Origin of the sequence: Amycolatopsis aidingensis (genome assembly GCF_018885265.1) — a bacterium.
Lineage (GTDB): Bacteria > Actinomycetota > Actinomycetes > Mycobacteriales > Pseudonocardiaceae > Amycolatopsis > Amycolatopsis aidingensis.
In genome coordinates this window covers 7,266,872-7,285,439 of the sequence record NZ_CP076538.1, presented here as the reverse complement: position 1 = coordinate 7,285,439, position 18,568 = coordinate 7,266,872, and the positions used below count along the sequence as shown (strand labels likewise).

Annotated in this window: 23 protein-coding genes; 16 read left to right on the top strand and 7 right to left on the bottom strand. The window is 69.9% G+C overall.

The genetic code is table 11. From position 1 onward, the window contains the following. The first annotated feature begins 86 nt into the window (after positions 1 to 86). The 3 genes from KOI47_RS33455 (at position 87) to KOI47_RS33445 (ending at position 2,494) form a co-directional block, all read left to right on the top strand. On the top strand, positions 87 to 1,031 hold the full coding sequence (locus KOI47_RS33455) for an erythromycin esterase family protein (RefSeq protein WP_216211306.1): 945 nt from the start codon (positions 87 to 89) through the stop codon (positions 1,029 to 1,031). Between the two features lie 593 nt (positions 1,032 to 1,624). After that, complete coding sequence (locus KOI47_RS33450; RefSeq protein ID WP_232376425.1) at positions 1,625 to 2,047, top strand: RidA family protein; 423 nt, start codon at positions 1,625 to 1,627, stop codon at positions 2,045 to 2,047. Positions 2,048 to 2,263: 216 nt separating this feature from the next. Next, positions 2,264 to 2,494, top strand: coding sequence for a hypothetical protein (locus tag KOI47_RS33445; protein ID WP_216211304.1), 231 nt, complete (start codon positions 2,264 to 2,266; stop codon positions 2,492 to 2,494). A gap of 6 nt (positions 2,495 to 2,500) precedes the next feature. Here the strand turns inward: KOI47_RS33445 and KOI47_RS33440 are convergent, their stop codons facing one another. Both KOI47_RS33440 and KOI47_RS33435 read right to left on the bottom strand, forming a co-directional pair. Beyond that, the gene (locus KOI47_RS33440) at positions 2,501 to 2,911 is read right to left on the bottom strand and encodes an SgcJ/EcaC family oxidoreductase (protein ID WP_216211302.1); all 411 of its coding nucleotides are present in this window, start codon (positions 2,909 to 2,911) and stop codon (positions 2,501 to 2,503) included. Positions 2,912 to 3,083: 172 nt separating this feature from the next. Then, positions 3,084 to 4,028, bottom strand: coding sequence for a YwqG family protein (locus KOI47_RS33435; RefSeq protein ID WP_216211299.1), 945 nt, complete (start codon positions 4,026 to 4,028; stop codon positions 3,084 to 3,086). 133 nt (positions 4,029 to 4,161) lie between these two features. On the opposite strand from KOI47_RS33435, the gene KOI47_RS33430 reads away from it, so the two are divergent. Both KOI47_RS33430 and KOI47_RS33425 read left to right on the top strand, forming a co-directional pair. Continuing rightward, the gene (locus KOI47_RS33430) at positions 4,162 to 5,091 is read left to right on the top strand and encodes a DMT family transporter (RefSeq protein WP_232376424.1); all 930 of its coding nucleotides are present in this window, start codon (positions 4,162 to 4,164) and stop codon (positions 5,089 to 5,091) included. Continuing rightward, positions 5,088 to 5,558 carry a DUF6328 family protein gene (locus KOI47_RS33425; RefSeq protein WP_216211294.1) on the top strand — a complete coding sequence of 157 codons (471 nt, stop codon included), beginning with the start codon at positions 5,088 to 5,090 and terminating at the stop codon, positions 5,556 to 5,558. Before KOI47_RS33430 ends, KOI47_RS33425 begins: the two co-directional genes overlap by 4 nt. Before the next feature lie 150 nt (positions 5,559 to 5,708). Here the strand turns inward: KOI47_RS33425 and KOI47_RS33420 are convergent, their stop codons facing one another. Beyond that, positions 5,709 to 6,077, bottom strand: coding sequence for a subtilase-type protease inhibitor (locus KOI47_RS33420; protein WP_216211291.1), 369 nt, complete (start codon positions 6,075 to 6,077; stop codon positions 5,709 to 5,711). Between the two features lie 366 nt (positions 6,078 to 6,443). Between KOI47_RS33420 and KOI47_RS33415 the strand changes: the two genes are divergently transcribed. The 11 genes from KOI47_RS33415 (at position 6,444) to KOI47_RS36225 (ending at position 15,379) form a co-directional block, all read left to right on the top strand. After that, positions 6,444 to 6,953 (top strand): RNA polymerase sigma factor, encoded by a 510-nt coding sequence (locus KOI47_RS33415; RefSeq protein ID WP_216211287.1) that lies wholly within the window; start codon positions 6,444 to 6,446, stop codon positions 6,951 to 6,953. Between the two features lie 152 nt (positions 6,954 to 7,105). Continuing rightward, on the top strand, positions 7,106 to 8,068 hold the full coding sequence (locus tag KOI47_RS33410) for an ABC transporter ATP-binding protein (RefSeq protein ID WP_408629876.1): 963 nt from the start codon (positions 7,106 to 7,108) through the stop codon (positions 8,066 to 8,068). Continuing rightward, positions 8,065 to 8,922 carry an ABC transporter permease gene (locus tag KOI47_RS33405; RefSeq protein WP_216211284.1) on the top strand — a complete coding sequence of 286 codons (858 nt, stop codon included), beginning with the start codon at positions 8,065 to 8,067 and terminating at the stop codon, positions 8,920 to 8,922. The genes KOI47_RS33410 and KOI47_RS33405 overlap by 4 nt, the downstream gene beginning before the upstream one ends. 26 nt (positions 8,923 to 8,948) lie before the next feature. Beyond that, on the top strand, positions 8,949 to 9,188 hold the full coding sequence (locus KOI47_RS33400; RefSeq protein WP_216217729.1) for a helix-turn-helix transcriptional regulator: 240 nt from the start codon (positions 8,949 to 8,951) through the stop codon (positions 9,186 to 9,188). Positions 9,189 to 9,290: 102 nt separating this feature from the next. After that, on the top strand, positions 9,291 to 10,127 hold the full coding sequence (locus tag KOI47_RS33395; protein ID WP_216211280.1) for an ABC transporter ATP-binding protein: 837 nt from the start codon (positions 9,291 to 9,293) through the stop codon (positions 10,125 to 10,127). Next, a complete protein-coding gene (locus KOI47_RS33390) occupies positions 10,124 to 10,864 on the top strand; it encodes an ABC transporter permease (protein ID WP_216211277.1) in 741 nt (246 codons plus the stop codon). The genes KOI47_RS33395 and KOI47_RS33390 overlap by 4 nt, the downstream gene beginning before the upstream one ends. Continuing rightward, a complete protein-coding gene (locus KOI47_RS33385) occupies positions 10,861 to 11,973 on the top strand; it encodes a sensor histidine kinase (RefSeq protein WP_216211274.1) in 1,113 nt (370 codons plus the stop codon). Before KOI47_RS33390 ends, KOI47_RS33385 begins: the two co-directional genes overlap by 4 nt. Beyond that, positions 11,973 to 12,584: a response regulator transcription factor gene (locus tag KOI47_RS33380; RefSeq protein ID WP_216211271.1), complete on the top strand. Its 612-nt coding sequence runs from the start codon at positions 11,973 to 11,975 to the stop codon at positions 12,582 to 12,584. Before KOI47_RS33385 ends, KOI47_RS33380 begins: the two co-directional genes overlap by 1 nt. Before the next feature lie 131 nt (positions 12,585 to 12,715). Next, the gene (locus KOI47_RS33375; RefSeq protein WP_216211268.1) at positions 12,716 to 13,189 is read left to right on the top strand and encodes a hypothetical protein; all 474 of its coding nucleotides are present in this window, start codon (positions 12,716 to 12,718) and stop codon (positions 13,187 to 13,189) included. Between the two features lie 4 nt (positions 13,190 to 13,193). Beyond that, a complete protein-coding gene (locus KOI47_RS33370; RefSeq protein ID WP_216211265.1) occupies positions 13,194 to 13,793 on the top strand; it encodes a DUF3558 domain-containing protein in 600 nt (199 codons plus the stop codon). Between the two features lie 8 nt (positions 13,794 to 13,801). Further along, complete coding sequence (locus KOI47_RS36225; protein WP_269756683.1) at positions 13,802 to 15,379, top strand: hypothetical protein; 1,578 nt, start codon at positions 13,802 to 13,804, stop codon at positions 15,377 to 15,379. A gap of 203 nt (positions 15,380 to 15,582) precedes the next feature. On the opposite strand, the gene KOI47_RS33360 is transcribed toward KOI47_RS36225, so the two are convergent. From KOI47_RS33360 to KOI47_RS33345, 4 genes are all read right to left on the bottom strand, one after another. Continuing rightward, the gene (locus KOI47_RS33360) at positions 15,583 to 16,242 is read right to left on the bottom strand and encodes a response regulator (protein WP_216211262.1); all 660 of its coding nucleotides are present in this window, start codon (positions 16,240 to 16,242) and stop codon (positions 15,583 to 15,585) included. Beyond that, positions 16,239 to 17,360 (bottom strand): sensor histidine kinase, encoded by a 1,122-nt coding sequence (locus KOI47_RS33355; RefSeq protein ID WP_456319000.1) that lies wholly within the window; start codon positions 17,358 to 17,360, stop codon positions 16,239 to 16,241. The genes KOI47_RS33360 and KOI47_RS33355 overlap by 4 nt, the downstream gene beginning before the upstream one ends. 61 nt (positions 17,361 to 17,421) lie before the next feature. Beyond that, positions 17,422 to 17,880 carry a hypothetical protein gene (locus KOI47_RS33350; RefSeq protein ID WP_232376423.1) on the bottom strand — a complete coding sequence of 153 codons (459 nt, stop codon included), beginning with the start codon at positions 17,878 to 17,880 and terminating at the stop codon, positions 17,422 to 17,424. Further along, positions 17,877 to 18,386 (bottom strand): anthrone oxygenase family protein, encoded by a 510-nt coding sequence (locus tag KOI47_RS33345; RefSeq protein WP_216211255.1) that lies wholly within the window; start codon positions 18,384 to 18,386, stop codon positions 17,877 to 17,879. Before KOI47_RS33345 ends, KOI47_RS33350 begins: the two co-directional genes overlap by 4 nt. Between the last annotated feature and the right edge of the window lie 182 nt (positions 18,387 to 18,568).

Sequence of the window (18,568 nt, the reverse complement as noted above, 5' to 3'; positions counted from 1 at the left end):
ACGGCGCTGCTCGCACCCGTGTTCTCTGGTCCAGTCTGTACCGGCTCCTTGACCTCTACAATGGTTGAGATTTTAGCGTCGGGATCATGGATGCCACGCACTTGGTCCGGGAATGGATCGTCGCTACCGCCCGCCCGTTGGACATCGTTGACCCGTCCGCACCGCTGACCGATCTGCGGCCGCTGGGCGAGATCACCGGAGAGGCCACTGTGGTCGGAATCGGCACGTCCATCCGAACGGCGCACGAACCGTCCGTCCTCATGCACCGGATCCTGCGGTTCCTGGTGGAGGAGATGGGGTTCCGCTCGGTCCTGCTGGAGGGAGACGAGACGAAGAGTGCTGAGCTCGCCGGCTACATCCGCACCGGCCGCGGCGACCCGCGCGAGATGCTCACCGACGCGCGGGTGTTCTGGCGGAACGAGGAGATTCTCGGTGTGCTCAGGTGGCTGCGGTCGTATAACGAAACGCATCCGGCCGATCCTGTCCGGTTGGTGGCGGCGGGCGAACCGCAGGACGCCTCGTGGCAGGAGAGCCTGTCCGCAATCGAGCGGCACCTCGCCGAGGGCGTCATCGAATGGCAGGAGCGGACCGGCGACAAGATCGTGTACTGGGGCGGCATCGCGCACACCGGCGTGGGGTCGCGGCGCCTCGTCACGCAACACACCAGCCTGGAGAGACAGCGCAACGCGGGCAGCTACCTCCGGGAGCGCTTCGGCGCCGGTTACCGGTCTGTCGGCGTCACCTTCGGCAACGGGACGGTGCCGTACGAGGTGCCCGCGCCGCCCGCGGACTACGCCGAGCACAACCTGTTGACAGCCGACCTGCCCCCGTACCTGCTCGATCTGCATGCCGAAGCACCTGGACCGGTGCGTGCTTGGCTGGATGCCCCGACGAAAACCCGGCTGATCGGTCCGAACTACGACCCGGCGAACGATGCCGTGTACCACTTGTCCGGCCAGGCGCTGGCCGAATGGTTCGACGCCGTCGTGCACATCCCGACCGTGACCCCGCAGTGGACGCTCACCGGCTGAACCAACTGGATGGCCGAACTCGAGCCCGCTGATTATGGGGTGGCTACCCCGACAATCCTACCTTTGACCCCGTTGTAGGTGATCCTGCCTTCGAAACTCGCGTGGCGGGAGTTCCAAATCCGGACGGGACCCGCGTAGTACTTGAAGTGGCCCCTGTCAATCTGCCTCCAGTCGTACGACTGGCCACGGGCGAGCTTGACGGCGGTCCAACTGCGATTCCCCTTGGCAAGCCCATGCCGGACCGTGAGGGCACACCAGTCGGTGTTACTGCCGGAATGCCGCCTGAAGACCCGAATGTGCGCATAGTCGCCGGGTCGCAGGGATGCCTTCCAGTAGAGACTGAACCCCGGCCCGCATTTTTGCGCCCAATAACCCTGCGCATGTGCTGGGCTGGCGGTCATGACCGTTGTGCCCGTCATTGCCACGATTGCCATCGCGATGGTCGCGACTGCGCGTCGGGTACGGGAAAGCGCGAACGACATTCTTCACCTTAAATACCTGGGGCTTCTTGGTGAAAGGGAAGCTACCTGGCGCACCCGCTACAGGTGACCTGCTTCCGGTAGGTGTGACTTACGTCATGATTTGATGGGGCCGTGATCGTGGGTGTAGTGGAAGACATGCCGCTAGAGCTGATCAACCCGGAGTCCTTGCCGAGTCCGCCCACCTATACCCATGTTGTCATCGCGGCCGGAAGCAGGCTGGTCTTCGTCGCCGGTCAGGAACCGGAGGACGCCCAGGGTGCCCTGGTCGGGCCCGGTGACCTGGCGGTACAGGCCCGCCAGGTGTTCACCAACCTCGGGCACGCCCTGGCCGCCGCCGGCGCCGGCCCCGGCCAGGTCGCCAAGATCACGATCTACGTTGTCGATCACCGGCCGGAGTACCTGCCGGTGATCGAGGCGGCCAGGCTGGGCCTGTTCGGGGAACACAAACCGGCCGACACCCTGGTGGGCGTCGCCGGGCTGGCCCGGCCCGAATACCTGATCGAGGTGGACGCGATGGCCGTCATCGGGGACTGAGGCGCCCGGCAGGTGGGCCGCCGCGATCCACCCGAGCGGAGGCTGGACGGCCTGCCCGCCCCATGCCACGCTGATCGAGTTGTGACGCGTCTGTTCCTGACTCGGTGGTCGGTAGCGGGGGTCGGCTGGCCGTGGAGGCGCAGGCGTTTTCCTGCTCCAGCGAGGATCAGCTGCGACCGTCGGGCATGATCCCCGCGCGACGATGGAGAACGCGCCATGGCGACATTCGCCCAGTTCCTGCTCGACGCACCAGTGCCCATCGTGACCACCGCGCTCGCGCTGCGCTACGGACCGTCCGCACTGCTGGTGCTGCTGGCAGGCGGCACCGCCGTCCTCACCCCCGGTCGGCGTGGGGAACGGGCGCTGGTCGTGCTCCGGCTGTGCCAGCAACCCGCGCCGGCCCGCCGGAAACGCTCCCGGAGAGCGGTCGGCGCCCCGGAAGTGTGACCGCCGTCAGGCCCTGAGCACCTCGGTGTTCTGGCAGGCGACCAGCAGCCACTGCTCGCCCTCCCTGGCCAGCACGTACATCGGACTGGTGGGATTGCCGGTCGGCTCACCGTCGAGCGTGCGGTACTGGCCGCGCGCCTTGACGGCGGCGACATCCGGGCTGATGAACATGATGTGCTCGACCTCGTAGGTCACCGTGGATTCCCGCATGGCTCCGGGCAACACCGTGCGGGTGAACTCCGCGATCTCCGCGCGGCCGAAGAGGCGTTTCCCGTGCGCCGTCGTCCAGATGGCATCGGCCCGGAACAGGCCGATGAACTCCTCGGGTAGTTCGTTCTGCTGCGAGTGTTCGAGCGTGGCGACCACCCGCTCGATGGCGTCGATATCGGCTTGGCGATCCGCCGTCGTGTTGGTCATGCGGGCGAGTCTGCTTGCTCAACTTGACTTCAGGTCAAGCCCGGCGGGAACCGGTGTGCTCACGGGTCGTTTGCCTGGCATGGCGATGTGGCTGGCGCCCCGCTCTGGAAGTCTCTAGTGGACATACAGAACGAATAGTCCTGATTGGACTCTAGTGCTGTACCAAGCTGGTTCAGGAGCACTGGAAGTTGAACCAGGCCGCGGACCAGTCGGCCGCGGCGATACTGTCCTGCCGCGCCATCCAGTAGAGCGTGCCTGCGTCGCCCCACAGGTAGCCGAGATGGCTGTCGCTGTCGAGTTGCAGCAGCAGCCGCCAGTCCGCGACCCGGTGCCGGATCGCGGCCCACCGTTCGTGGTCGAAGGCGCGTCCCGCGCGGGAGACCCCCGCCGCCGCCTGCAGCACCTCCTCCTCGACCGGGTGCTGGATGCTGCGAGCGTGCCCGCCGAGCTGATGCCGCCCGGCCAGTGCCCAGCCCTCCGGTACGGCCGCCGCCAGCAGGCGCTCGTACCGCCGCTCGACCTCGTCCCAGCCCGCATAGCCCTCGTCATGGTCGCCATCCGTCCAGGTCGCGGGGTCCGGTTCGGGGAAGGTGGTGACCAGTATCGGCAACAGCAGCGCCTCCGGCACGCTGTGCGCGGCCGGTGGTGCCGCCCGCCGGGCGGGCGTGGTCGCAGGGAGATGCCGTACCCGGCAGCCCTCGTGCTCATGCTGGTAGAGCCCGAGAATCCCGCCGTGGCCGCCGCCGGTGGCGAAGTCGCAGAAGAACGACAGCAGCCCATCGGACGGCAGCGGCAGGTCGGTGCCGCCCGCGACGGTGGCAAGGTCGATCTGCGCGAAGAACCCGAGTGGGCGGGGCTCGCCGCCCTTGTCGAGCGGGTTGACCCAGGTCGGCCAGGCCAGGTCGGCCGGAAGGTCGGGATCGCCGCCGAACCGGGAGGCGCCGGGTGCCGAATCCGGGCCGCAGCGGCGGGTGGCGAACCGGATGGCGGGGCGTGCCCGCTCCGCCGTGGTGGCGGCCAGGTCCGCGGGCAGCCCGGCGAGCAACTCGGCGATCGCGGTGTCGTCAAGGCGTGCGTCCAGTGGGGCCGGGGTTCGGTCAGCGTTCGTGGCCGGCATGCCGACCAGTATGGACCCGCGCCCCGAGCCCGCCCTGTCCCAGGCGAGCACACCGTATTCCCTGGGTATGACGTCTCGCATGTCACATTGTGGACCCTGCGGACGATCCACCCTGGCGACGTACGGTGGCGGAGTGAGTGCGAAAGTCGGCGCGCCGGCCGACCGGACCTGGCTGGTAGCGGTCGCCGCGGCGCTCTGGGGAACCGATGGACTGCTGCGGCTACCGTTGGCCGAGAGCCTGCCTGCGGCCACCGTGGTCTTCTGGGAACACCTGCTGGTGGCGGCGCTGCTGCTGCCCCTGCTGCCGGCCGCCCTGCGGGCACTGCGCCGGTGTGGCCCGCGGGAGTGGCTCGCGGTGCTGGTGATCGGCGCGGGCGCCTCCGCGGCGGCCACAGCGCTGTTCACCGCCGCCTTCCAGACCGGTGACCCGATCACCCCGCTGGTGCTGCAGAAACTGCAGCCAATCCTGGCGATGCTGGCGGCCTTCTTCGTGCTCGGCGAACGGCTGCGTGCGGGCTACGCCCTGTTCGCACTGCCCGCCCTGCTCGGTGCCTGGCTGCTGGCGTTCCCCGATCCGCTGGAGATCGAGCTGACGGCCCTGCGCGCCGCGCTGCTGGCGGTCGGCGCGGCCGCGCTGTGGGCGGCGGGCACCGTGCTCGGGCGCCTGGTTTCCGAGCGGCTGTCCGCGCGGGACGTGACCGTGCTGCGCTTCACCGTCGGCCTGCCGGTCGCCGCTGCCGTGGTCGGGATCGAGGGCGCGAGCTTCGCGCCCGGCTGGGACAACCTGCTCGGCCTCGCCCTGCTGGCACTGGTGCCCGGCCTGCTCGCGTTGCTGCTGTACTACCTCGGTCTGCGTGCCACCCCGGCCGCTCGCGCCACCCTTGCCGAGCTGGCCTTCCCCGCGACCGCCGCGCTGATCGGCGTGTCCTTTCTGGACTCGTCGCTTTCGGTCTCGCAGTGGATCGGACTGCTGGTGGTGGTCGGGTCGGTCACCATGCTGGGTTGGCACGAACGCTCCCGGGGTACTCCGGTGGTCGTGAAACCCGAACTGGAGCGAGTGTGAGCAACGAGGCGAACGGCGCTGAGTCCCGCAACGAGCAGCTCACCAGGAACGTCAACGAGCTGCTCGGCGAGTTGCGGGTGGCGCAGGCCGGGGTGCAGATCCTGTTCGGCTTCCTGCTCGCGGTGGTGTTCACCAGCCAGTTCCGGGAGGCGAGCGGGCTGGAGAAGGCCCTGCACATGACGGCCGTGCTGCTCGCCTCGGTGTCCACCGCGTTACTCACCGCGCCCGCGGTCTGGCACCGGGTGCTGTTCCGGGCGGGGCGCCGCGCGGAGATCCTGCGGGTCGGCAACCGCTCGGTGCTGGTGGGGCTGGGCTGTCTCGCGGCCGCGGTGACCGTGACGGTTGCCCTGATCGCCAAGGTGGTCTACGGCTTCGTCGCGATGGCCGTGTTCGTCGCCGTGGTGGGGGTGTTGTTCGGCTCGCTGTGGTTCGTCGTCCCGGCCCGGATCGGCCGGCATGAGCGCTGACCGGTCGCTGTTCTTCCACGGCGGTGCGCACTTTTGTCTGCCACTGTGCGGAGGGGCTCTCCGGTCGTCGATGATCCGGAGAGCCCCTCCCGCCTTCGCGGCGATTTAACCTGAAGTGTCGTTATTGGCCACGCATCGAACCGGCATGGTTCAGAAGCGGAAAATCGGTCCCTTAATCACATCCAGAACGCAGTCATTGGGGAAAGTTTCCCGATACGAGATCGGCCTGCCGTTCCAGGGCCCGTGCGCGGTGACGGTGACCGGTCGGTAGATCAGATAGCACGGCCGCTGCGGTTCCAGTTCGACCGCGGCCACATCCCCGTTCACCGCCGCGAGCTCCGCGCAGGCCGCCTCGCTCAGTGGATGCGTTCCCCCGGCCGGATCGCATGTCAGCACGGCCTTGGCGGCATCGGGTCGCGGCCGCTCACCCTCGCTGATCGTCAATATGAGTGCACGCGTCGACTCACGGCCATCGGGGCCCTGTGGGGCCGCGGCCGCGGGTGCCGCACCGGCCGTCACCGCGGCCAGCGAGGCCAGGATTGCCAGTACAAGGCTAAGAAATCGCTTGTGAAGCATGTTCACCCTTCAACTAAACGACAACTGGTGTGGAGACGCCTTGTGGATGTCTCCACTCGTGAATACGGTCCCGGCCTAATCGGCTCGCAGTGAGGAGACTCACCGCGAGGTCTCGAGCGGGTCTCGGTTTCCCACGAACGGCGGTACGAGCGGACGGAACGGAATGACATGGTGACTGTCGAGCAACAGAGCTCGATGAGCGCGCCCCCAGAATAATCCCGCTGCAATCCGCGGGGATTATTATTTGTGGTGGGCGAAGGGAAGACCGTGGCGAACAGGGGTGAGAAGAATGGCAGTGCGTTTTGCTCGGTGGAGATCAACGAGTTCTGGCACGAGTGTGCCCGCCTTCGGCCGGGGCTGATCAGGGCGGCTGCCAGGTACGGAGTCGAGACCGAGGCGGAAGACATCGTGCACGAGGCCTTCATCCGGGCCGCCGGGCATCGCGAGCTGGATCTCGGCAGGTTGACCCCGTTCCTGGTGAGCGTGACGAAGCGACTCTGCGTTGACGATATCCGCAGGCGAGTGGCCACCCAGCAGGTCGGGACCCACCGCAGGCTGTTGCCGGTTCCCCTGGTCGGCCCGGAGGAGACCGTGGTCGACCGGGAGCAGGCCCGCTGGATCATCGCTCGTTTCGGTAGGCTGAGCGAGCGGGAGTGCTTCGTACTGTTCGGCTTGGACCAGGGCCTTTCCCACGGTGAGATCGCTCGCCTGCTTGGCACGACCAGGAGGGCGACCGAAAGCATTGCCAGTCGCGCACGACGCAGGGTGCGTGACCTCGTAGCCCGCCGGGCTCTACGCGACCGAGTTCCCGGCGACTGAGAGGGTCCTGGTGTGGCGTTGCAGGGGCGTCACCCAGGACTCTCCACTCACAGAGCACCACTACCTCGGAGCAGGGCCGAGGTAGTGGTGCTCTGCTATGTAGTATATCTGCTATCTTCAGTTGTAGAAGTTAGCTGAAGAGGTAGAGACCTATGACTGTTCGTGAGCTCCGCGGTCCCCGCCACGAGACGCCGCCTGCCGATCCGGCGACCGTGATCGACGTGCGTGACCTGCGGATGCGGTACGGCTCCACCGATGTACTGCATGGGGTGGACTTCACCGCGCACCGAGGGGAGGTCCTCGCGCTGCTCGGCCCGAACGGCGCGGGGAAGACGACCATCATCGAGATCCTGGAAGGGTTCCGGATGCGCTCGGCCGGCGCGGTCGGCGTGCTCGGTGCCGACCCGGCCGACGCCGACGAGGCCTGGCGGGCGCGGGTGGGTGTGGTACTGCAGTCCTGGCGCGACCACGGCAGGTGGCGGGTGCGCGAGTTGTTGCACCACCTCGGCCGGTTCTACCTGAACTTCGCCGAGCCGGGCCGTCCCCGGCCCTACGACACCGGGGAGCTCATCGAGGCGGTCGGACTCGAGCCGTACGCGGGCCGTCGGATCAGCACGCTCTCCGGTGGCCAGCGCAGGCGGCTGGACGTCGCGATCGGCATCGTCGGCCGTCCTGAGCTGCTGTTCCTGGACGAGCCCACCGCCGGGTTCGACCCGCAGGCGCGGCGCGACTTCCACGACCTGGTGCACCGGCTCACCGACCTCGACGACACCACCGTGCTGCTCACCACGCACGACCTCGCCGAGGCGGAGAAGCTGGCCGATCGCATCCTGGTGCTGGCAGGCGGCCGGATCGTGGCCAGCGGCAGCGTCGATCAGCTGGCCCGGCAGGTGGCAGGCACTGCGGAGGTGCGCTGGGCCTGCGGGCAGGACCGCTTCCTGCACGCCACCGAGGACCCGGCCACCTTCGTCCGGGAACTGTTCGCGCAGCATGGCGCGGAGATCACCGACATCGAGGTGCGCAAGGCCACCCTCGAGGACACCTATCTGGCCCTGGTCCGGGAGCACGAGACGGGGGCGGGCCGGGACCTGCCGTTCGGGGAGGTGCGGCCATGAACAGCAACACCCTGTACGCGATCCGGCTCGGGGTGGGCCGCGGCTGGCTGGAGTTCCTCCGCGGGCTGCGCGCCCCACAGGACATCGGCTTCTACTTCGTGCTGAGCGTGGGTCTGCTCACCTACCTGCTGTTCAACCGGAACGAGCCGGTGGAAGGTACCTCCCTGTTCCTGCCTGCCGTGGCGATGCCGAGCATTCTCGGCGGCCTGGTGATCTTCGGCGGCGCGGTCAGCACGGCTTACGCGCTGGCCGTCGAGCGTGAGGACGGCACGCTGCTGCGCTTCCGGGCCATTCCGCACGGGACTGTGGGGTTCCTGACCGGGCACGTGGTGCGGACCAGCCTGGAGGCGGTACCCACGCTTGCGGTGCTGATCATCCCAGGGATGTTCCTCTTCGACGGGCTGATGTTCAACGGGGCCACGGGCTGGCTGAGCGTGTTGCTGTTGCTGGCGCTCGGGCTGGTCGTCGCCATCCCGTTCGGGACGATCCTCGGCGCGCTGGTCCGCGGTCCGCAGCAGGCCGGAACCTGGGGCCTGCTGCCGATCCTTGCGGTGGTTGGCATCTCCGGGATCCTCTATCCGATCGCCGCGCTGCCGGAGTGGGTGCAGTTCATCGCGCAGCTGTTCCCGGTCTACTGGCTCGGGCTCGGGATGCGTGCCGCCTTCCTGCCGGACGGCGCCGTGGTGGCCGAGATCGGCGAGTCCTGGCGGCACCTGGAGACTCTCGGCGTGCTGGGGGTGTGGGCCGTGCTCGGGCTCCTGCTCGCGCCCGTGGTACTCCGTCGGATGGCGCGCCGCGAGTCCGGGGCGCGGGTGCAGGCCCGGCGGGAGCGGGTCCTGCAACGAGTTCCGTGACGGCAGGCGAGGACGGGTACAGCAGGATGAGCGAGACCATCCACAACCGCATGGCGATGCTACGGGCGGAACGCGGGATCTCCCGGCGCGCGCTGGCCGAGGCGCTCGGGGTGCACTACCAGACCGTTGGCTACCTGGAGCGTGGCGAGTACAGCCCCAGCCTGCACCTCGCGCTGCGGATCGCCGACTACTTCGAGGTGCCGGTGGAGGTGATCTTCTCCATCCACCCCTTCCCCCGCCTCGGCGATTCCGAACGCTCCGCCTGAGCCAGCGGATGACGTTTGTCATCGGGAAGGGGTTACCGGGCGGCACTACCCGGGGATCCGCCTCGCGCGACATCGTTGGTGTCGATCGCGAGGGAGGAACGCATGGACACGATCCTGCGGGCACACGGCCTCCGGCACAGCTACGGCCGGACCCGCGCCCTGGACGGGGTGGATCTCGAAGTAGACCGGGGTGAGTGCGTCGCACTGCTCGGGCCGAACGGTGCGGGCAAGACGACGTTGGTCAACCTGGTGATCGGGCTGTTGCGGGTGCAGCAGGGCACGGTGCGGGTCGCGGGCGGCGACCCGAGGCAGGCCGCGACCCGCAGGCACCTCGGGGTGATGCAGCAGTCGATGGACTTCCCGCCCACCCTCAAGGTGGGCGAGCTGGTCACCGGCGCCGCCGTCTGCGGCGGCAGGGAACGTTCGGCCGCCGGGCCGGTGCTGGCCCAGCTCGACCTGACCGAGCTGGCCGGGCGGCGGGCGGCCAGGTTGTCCGGCGGGCAGAAGCAACGCCTGCAGCTGGCGATGGCGCTGGTGAACAAGCCGGACCTGCTGGTGCTGGACGAACCGACCTCCGGATTCGACCCGGAGGTGCGGCGGCAGTTCTGGCAGCTGATCAGGGGGCTCGCCGACGGCGGGACCACCATCCTGCTCACCACGCACTACCTGGACGAGGCCGAGGCGCTCGCCGACCGGGTCACCGTGCTGTCCGGCGGCACCGTGGTGGCGCAGGGACCGCCCGCGACGCTCGGCGGCAGGCGCCGCGGCACCGCCGTGGTGCGCTGGTCCGGCACGGCCGGGACCGAGGAAAGGGAAACCGACACCCCGGCCAGGCTGGTCGGCGAGCTGTTCGCCAGCGAGGGCGAGCTACCCGAGCTGACCGTGACCAGGCCCAGCCTGGAGGACACCTACCTGGAACTGATTGGGCAGGGCGCATGAACACACGGATCTTCCGGGTCGAGGCCGCCGACGAGCTACGCGCGATCGTCCGCGAGCCGACCGCGCTGTTCTTCTCCATCCTGATGCCGGTGGCGTTCTTCGCGCTGTTCGTCTCGATCTTCGGCGACCAGCCGACGGGCGGGAACATCCCGAGCGGGACCCGCATGGTGGCCACCTTCGGCACCTTTGCCGTGCTCGCGGTGACCATGCTGAACCCCGGTATCACCGTCGCGCAGGACCGGGAGATCGGCTGGCTGCGCGCGAAACGGGTGTCCGCCGTGCCGGTTGGCCTGACCCTGACGGCCAAGCTGGTGGCGGCGCTGCCGTACGCGGCCGGGGTGCTCGGCGTGCTCGCGGCGACCGCGGCGCTCACCGGAAACCTGCAGGCCTCGGTGGGCGAGCTGGTGCGGATCGCCGGGGTGCTGATCCTGGGGTCGTTGCCGTTCGCCCTGCTCAGCCTGGCCGTCGGCTTCCGCGCCAGGGCCAACACCGCGGCCGCCGTGCTGAACGCGCTGCTGCTCCCGCTGGCCGTGCTGTCCGGGTTGTGGATGCCGCTGGAGATCCTGCCGGGGTTCGTCGGGCAGCTGGCGCCCTTCCTGCCCACCTACCACCTGGCGCAGCTGGCACTGTCCCAGCTCGGCGCCGGTGCGGCGGCCGGGCACGTGCTGGTGCTGGCCGGGACGGCCGTGATAGCGGCGGGGCTGGCCGGCCTGTCGTATCGTCATGCCCGACTGTGAGCACCGAACGTACCCCGGCCGAGGCCGCCACCTGCCAGGACCAGCGGTGGCGGCCGTCGAACTGGGTGCATCTGGTCTACCTGGTGTTCCCGTTCTTCCAGCCGTTCTTCGACCCGCACGCCACCGCGGTGGACTGGGTGCTGGCCGGTGGGGTGGTGCTCGCCTTCCTGCCGCTGTACGTGCTGCTCATCCTGCGCCCCGACCGGTTCCGCCTCTGGTGCGCCTGCGCCGTCGTGCTCGGTGCCGGCGCGGTCCCGTTCAACAGCGGCGCCTCGGTGCTGTTCGTCTACGTCGGTGCCTTCGCCGCGGGGTACGAGAGCAGACCGAACACCTGGCGCTGGCTGGGCGGGCTCACCGCGTTGCACGCCCTGCTGTTCGTGCTCTCCCCGGTGCCGATGGAAGGCAGGCTGCCCGGCACGATCCCCGCGGTCCTGTTCCTCTGGATCATCGGCCTGATTCAGATCGACAACGGCGCCAAGGAACGCGAGGCGGCCGCGCTGCGGGTGGACAAGGCGCGCAGCGAGCACCTGGCCACCCTGGCCGAGCGGGAACGGATCGCGCGGGACCTGCACGACCTGCTCGGCCACTCACTGACCGCGGTGATCGTGCGGGCCCAGCTGATCGGCCAGCTGGCCGCGGCCGATCCGGAGCGGGCGAGTACCGAGGCCGCCGAGATCGAGCGCACCGCCCGCGCGGCACTCACCGAGGTCCGCAGCACGGTCAGCGGCTGGCGCACGGCGAGTATCGAGCAGGAGATCGAGTCGGCCCGTGCGGCGCTCGCCAGCGTCGGGGTGGAGCTGACCGTGCGGCAGGAGCCCGGCCTCACCCTGATGAGTGCCACCGAGCACGCGCTGGCGCTGGCACTGCGGGAGGCGGTCACCAACGTGGCGCGGCATGCGGGCGCCCGCAACTGCCACCTCAGTATCGGCAGGCAGGACGGCGAGGTGCGGCTGGTGGTGGCCGACGACGGGGTCGGCGGCCGGGTCCGGGAGGGCAACGGGCTCGGCGGGATGCGCGAGCGGATCGCCGCGGTCGGCGGCCGGGTGCAGCTGCGCGGCTCGGCAGGCACGACCGTCACCGTCGGGGTGCCGATCGAGGTGGCGACCTGATGGCCGATCCGATCACGGTGGTGCTGGCCGAGGACCAGGGCATGGTGCTCGGCGCCTTCGCCTCCCTGCTGGACCTGCAGCCGGACATCGAGGTGGTGGCGACCGCGACGGACGGGAACGAGGCGCTCGCGGCAGTGGACCGGCATCATCCGGACGTGCTGCTCGCCGATATCGAGATGCCCGGACGCTCCGGGCTGGACCTGGCCGCGGAGCTGAACCGACGGGGCTCCGCGGTCCGGGTCCTGATCGTCACCACCTTCGCCCGCGGTGGCTACCTGCGCCGGGCGATGGAGGCAGGCGTCGCGGGCTACGTGCTCAAGGACGCCCCCGTCGGCGACCTGGTGACGGCGTTACGCCGGGTGCACGCCGGTGAGCGGGTGGTGGCGCCCGAGCTGGCCGTGGCCGCGTGGGACTCGGCCGATCCGCTCACCGAGCGGGAGCGGGAACTGCTCGGCGTGGTCCTCGACGGCGCGACCAACACCGAGATCGCGGCCCGGCTGCACCTTGCCGAGGGCACCGTGCGCAACTACCTGTCCTCGGTCATGACCAAACTGGGCGCCCGCAACCGCACCGAGGCGGCCCGGATGGCGCGCGACCACGGTTGGCTGTGATCCGGAACCTCGCGGGCGCCGGATGCGTCATACTGGCCGGGATCGGTGATCCGGCCGAACCACGGGTACACCGGGTGACCGGCTAGTAGGCTGTATGGCCGAGGCAACCAGCGCGAGGAGTGGGGCAAGCGATGGCGGTATTCGAAGCGGACCCGGGTCAGTCCGGTGCGATGGCGGTCGGTGCCGGTGTCGGCGCGACCGCAGCCGCTTCCCTGGGCAGCTCCTTCAACACGGCGAACGTCAAGGCGGCCGCCACGCAGGCGGACAAGATGCTCACCGCGGCCAAGGCGGGGCGTTTCCGGATCACCGAGCGTGGCGTCAAGCCGCTCACCGAGGCGATCGACGAGGTCACCCATGAGCTGCGGAAGCGCATCTTCCATAGTCACCGGTTGGCCCAGCTACCCAGGCTGGGTGGCCATCAGTACGGGCAGCAGGTGGCCCAGCATGATCAGCGGAGTGCCGAGGGTGAGCGGAGCGCGATCGAGGCGTTGAACCAGTACCAGCAGGTCCTGGAAAAGTTGCGGGAGGCGCTGGAGCAGGCGTCCAAGGGCTACAACGAGACCGAGGAAGCCCATGTGGACGCCGTGGGTAAGGGAGCGCCCTGACCCGATGCGTACCGTACTCAGGCGCACGACGCCCTCGTTGCTGGCAGCGGCACTGGTGCTGGCAGGCTGCTCGGGCGGCACGGAGAAAGGTAGCGCCGTGCCGTCCGACAACGGCACCGGGCAACCGCCATCCGGCAGTACCTCCGCGCCCAGCGAGACCGGTACGCCGAACGGCGGCGCGGCGGCCTCGCTCGACCCGTGCCAGCTGCTCAGCCAGGGTGAGCTCGCCTCCATTGGCGAGTTCGAGCCGGGGGAACGGGACGATCTCGCCGAATACCCCGGCTGTATCTGGTACTCGCCAAAGGGCGACCGGGACCCGGTGACGGTCGGCATCACGGTGTACGCCGATCGCGGGCTGGCCGATGTCAACGAGACCGGCGCGGGAAAGACGCCCGGCAAGGTGAGCGGCGGGGAGCGGAAGATCGTGAAGGTGCCGGACGACCTCGGGAGCTGCATGTACGCGCTCGAGCTGAGCCCGTCGTCCAGGGTGGACGTGCTGGTCACCGGCATCACCGAAGCGCGCGGCGGGGGCGAGCGGGCCTGCCAGATCACCGACCAGGTCACGGCGATCGTCGAGCCGAAGCTTCCGGAACCGGAGGGGTAGGGACCAGCATGACCACACAGAACTCCGTGCAGGCCGGCGCGCAGACCGGCCTCTACGATGCGCTCGTCTCGCACCAGACCGAGCAGGGCCAGCAGGACTTCGTCGACAGCCTCTCGCCGCAGCAGCGGGAGGAGCTCTACGTCGCGGCCGAGCAGGCCAAGGCGAATGGTCGGGGCGGGATCTTCGGCGGGGTCTTCGCGCAGCTGGCGGCCAGCTCTCGTGGGCGCGACCGCAGCATGGAGCAGAGCGAGCAGGTGGTGCGGGAGGCGGGAACGGACACGGAGTACGTGCCGGGCCTTTCCCCTACCGACGCCAGGTACGAGGGCGTCCCGCACGCCGAGCTGTCCCGCTACGTGTCCACCAACCTGGACGCGGATCAGGTCGACGAGATCTCCACCGAGTACCACAATTTGTCCACGTTCTTCTCCGACTCGGCAAGGCAGTTGCGCGAGGCGATGACCAAGTCGGAGTCGGAGTGGGAGGGCGAGGCCGCCGATCAGGCCCGCGGCTTCATCAAGGGCCTCTCCACCTGGTCGGACGGGAACTCGGAGAACGCGCGGATCGCCTCCGAGACCCTCTACCAGCAGAGCAACGCCGCGGTGACGGCAAAGAACTCCATGCCGGAAGAGGTCCCGTTCAGCTGGGACGAGGAAATGAAGAAGTGGGCAGGCAGCCCCTTCGGCATGATCACCGGCGTCCAGGAGAGCATGGCCAGGTACGAGCAGAGCCAGCAGGCGCATGCCCAGGCCGCGCAGGTGATGACCTCCTACGACCAGGACCTGTACCAGGCCGCCTCCAAGCAGCCGGTGTTCCCCGAGCCGCCGACCTTCGACAGCGGCGGTGGGGCGGGCGAGATCAACCGTCCGCAGCCGGGTGCGGTGGGCGACCAGCAGCGAATCCCGCCGCAGCCGGGTGGTGGCACCGACGCCTCCGGTTACGGTGGCTCCATCCCGCCCGGCGGCGGTGGTGGCGGCGGTCCCATCCCGAACATCAACGGCCCCGGAACCGGCGGCGGTGGTGGCGGCGGGGGCTCCTTCCCTCCTGGCGGCGGGGTCGTGCCGCCACTGGCACCCGGCCGCAACACCGGGGTGGCCACCCCCGGTGGGGACGGCACCACGCCCTCCTACCGGCCCGCGCCTGCCGCCCGGACCAGCAACATTCCCCAGCGCGGCAGCACGGGCGGCTTCGGCGGCATGGGTCCCATGCCGATGGGTGGCATGGGCGGTGCCGGTGGGTTCGGCCCCGGCGGCAGCGGTGAGTACAACAGCAAGATCGGTCGCGGCGGTGCGGGCGGTTTCGGGCCCGGCGGTGGGGCGGCCTCCGGCGGGGCAACCCCGGGAGCCGGGGCACAGTCCGGGATGGCCAAGCCCGGCGGGGTCGGCGGTGCGGTGCCCGGTGGTGCTGCCGCTGCCGGTGCGGCTGGTGGCCGTGGTGGCCCGATGGGCGGAGCCATGGGTGGCGCGGGCAAGGGCGGCCAGGGTGGCGACGACCAGGAACACCAGCGGCCGTCCTATCTGGTGGAGGGCGATCCGGACTCGGTGTTCGGCACCGACCAGCGCACTGCCCCACCGGTGATCGGCGAGTAACCTCCGGCACCATCACATAGCGAAGTCGGCATGAATCACTCCTCGAGTGGTGTGCTGCCGCGCTCGCGGGGCCTACCGTCACCGGGGCAGGGGGCACCGTGTGTTCGAGGAAGGTGATCGTGATGGGTGGCTGTGGATGTGGTTGCAGTAACTGCACCGGCCCTGGCTGCGGCTGCTGCGGCGGTTGCTCGTAACCGGCGGGCTCACCCCTCGCCGGGGGTGATCAGCCCGGTCTCGTAGGCGATGCCGACCAGCTGGGCGCGGTCACGGGCGCCGAGCTTGGTGAGCAGCCTGCCGACATGCGTGCGGGCGGTGGCCGGGCTGATGAACAGCGCGGCGGCGATCTCCCCGTTCGACTCACCCGCGCCGACCCTGGCCAGCACCTGCCGCTCGCGTTCGGTCAGCGGCTCGAGCCGCGCGGCGTCCGGGGTGCGGGGACCCGCCGCGGCGGCCCGCATGACCCGCCGGGTGACCGCGGGCGAGAGCAGCGCGTCCCCGCGGGCCACGATTCGCACCGCTTCCCGCATCTCCTCCGGGCTGGTGTCCTTGAGCAGGAAGCCCGCGGCCCCCGCCCGTACCGCGTCCAGGATGTGCTCATCGGTGTCGAAGGTGGTGAGCACCACCACCTGCACCTCGCGCAGCTCCGGGTCCGCCACGATCCGCCTGGTCGCCGCCAGCCCGTCGCCCCCTGGCATGCGGATGTCCATCAGCACCACATCGGGCCGTTTCCTTGCGACCAGCTCGACCCCGGCGTCGCCGCTGTCCGCGTCCCCGGTCACCGTGATGTCCTCGGCGCGCTCCAGCAGCGCACGCAGGCCCTCCCGGACCAGGGGCTGGTCGTCCACCAGCACCACCCGGATCATGGCTGCTCCGGGATCCGGGCCTGGACCAGGAAACCGCCATCCGGCCGCGGCTGCGCCCGCAACTCACCGCCGAGCAGCGCGAGCCGCTCGCGCATCCCGATGATGCCCCAGCCCGCCGGGTCCGGCTGCTGCCCGGCTCCCCGGCCGTCGTCCTCGATCCGTAGCACCACGGCGTCCTCACGGTAGTCCAGTTCGATCTGCACGGTACGGGCATCGGCGTGCCGCAGCACGTTGCTCAGCGCCTCCTGGACTACCCGGTAGGCGGTGGCGTCCGAGATAGCGGGCAGCGGGGCCGGGGTGCCGGTGGTGTGCACCCGCACCTGCAGGCCCGCGGCGGTGGCGGTGTCGACCAGCTCCCCCAGCCGGTCCAGGCCGGGGGCGGGTGCCTCGTCACTCCCGGAGCCACGCAGCGCGCCCAGAGTGGCCCGCAGCTCCCGTCCCACATCGCTGCAGGCGGAGCGGGCCTTGGTCAGCGAGCGCTGCGCGGTGTCCGGATCGTCCCGCAGCGCCTCCCTGGCGACGTCGGTGTGCAGCGAGATGATCGAGACGGTGTGCGCCAGCAGGTCGTGCAGGTCCCGCGCGATCCGCAGCCGTTCCTGCTCCACCTTCCGCGCCGCCTCCCGCTCGCGTTCCAGCTCGGCCGCGCGCGCCTGCTTGTCCAGCTCGGCCCGCCAGTTGCGGCGGGACCGCACCCCGTCGCCGAGCGCGATGACGGTGGCCATCAGGCCTGCCGAACCGGCGAACTCGAAGCCGAGCAGGTACGCGAGGTCGTCGCCCTCGTGGATGCGGACCGCGGTGGAGGTCAGCAGCAGCGTCGTGGCCGTGCCGACCGCCCAGTAGGGCCTGCCCTGCTCGGCCGCCGAGTACAGTGCGGCGGCCACCGGCACGGCCAGCCCGACCGGTGGGTAGTCCAGCATGTAGTAGATGACCAGCGCGACCGCGGTGACCAGCAGGGTGCCGACCGGCCAGCGGCGGCGCAGCAGCATGAGCGAGCCGAGCAGCGCGCCGAAGGCATAGGCCGCCGGGCTCGGCGAGCTACCCTGCACCTCGACGTTCGCCGTGATGGCGGTGCCGACCACGACCAGCACCAGCATGCCGAGGCCGATGTCGAAAGCCAGCCTGCGGCGCTGCTCGTTGCCTGTGGACAGTCCGATCAGGACGCTCCTCGTGTCGGGTCCGCTACTGCGGACGGAACCCCGGAACCAGCCTGGCGAGCACCCAGCAGACCGCGCCGGTCGCCGCGCCCACCGCGAGCCCGGTCACCAGGCTGCTGCCGAATGCGAACACCCGCAACAGCACGCCCTCGGCGGCCGGTGCCAGTACCCCGGCGAGATTACCGCCGAGGCTGGGCGGGGAGTCCCCGAACGCCTCGGTCCACAGCAGCTGGTGGGTCACCGCGAGCAGCACGCCGTAGACCAGCCCGACGGCGGTCAGCGTGCGTAGCGGGTTCGGTACCCGTTGCCACAGTACGACTGCGGCCCAGATGGCGATGGGCAGGAACACCAGCACGGCGTTCAGCACCGGCCCGACCAGGCCGAGGTCGTGTGCGATCACCCTGGGCACGCCGAGGACGGCCAGCCCACCGGCGAGCCATGGTGAGATACCCAGCCGGGCACGCATGCTTTCCTTCGTACTCACCCGTGCACCTCCAGCGCGCGCTCGGTGTGGAATCGCAGGAAGGCGGCGAACGCGAGCGTCGCGGTGACCGCGCTCATCGCCAGCCGCACCCAGTGCCCGGTCTCGAACTCGAAGGCGGCCTGGCGCAGCACCTCCGCCGAGTGCACCGCCAGCCCCTCCTCGAACATGATGTCGTTGCGGGGCCAGAAGAACAGCACGGAGAACAGGAACTCGCCGAGTACCAGTGCGGCCAGGCTCGCGCAGGCCAGCGGCCGGGCCCTGCGTACCCGCCAGAGCAGGACCACCGTGGCCACCGCGGCGACCACGGTCACCGCGCCCATCGGCGGGAAGAAGTCGGCCGGGCCGGTGACGGCGAAGAACTCCATCGCCCCGGCGAGGGAATCCGGGACATTGTGGAACACATTCGGGTAGATGATGATCGTCTCGACGGCGATACCGCCGAAGGCGACCATCGCTATCCAGACGTACGCGGCCGAGACCGCGAACTGGATCCGTCGCTTGCGCATCGGTGCTCCGATCGGAACGGGATCAGGACACCCTGGAAGTTACGGTTCCGGCCCTGGTCAGGGCGTCGGCCTCGGCGCTCGAACCGGGTACGCGTTTCGACGTACGCCCGCAGGGCGGGACTACGTCGGCGTGTTTGCTCCCCACGCGCGCGTGTTTGCCACCTGCGTACCCGAGTTTGCCG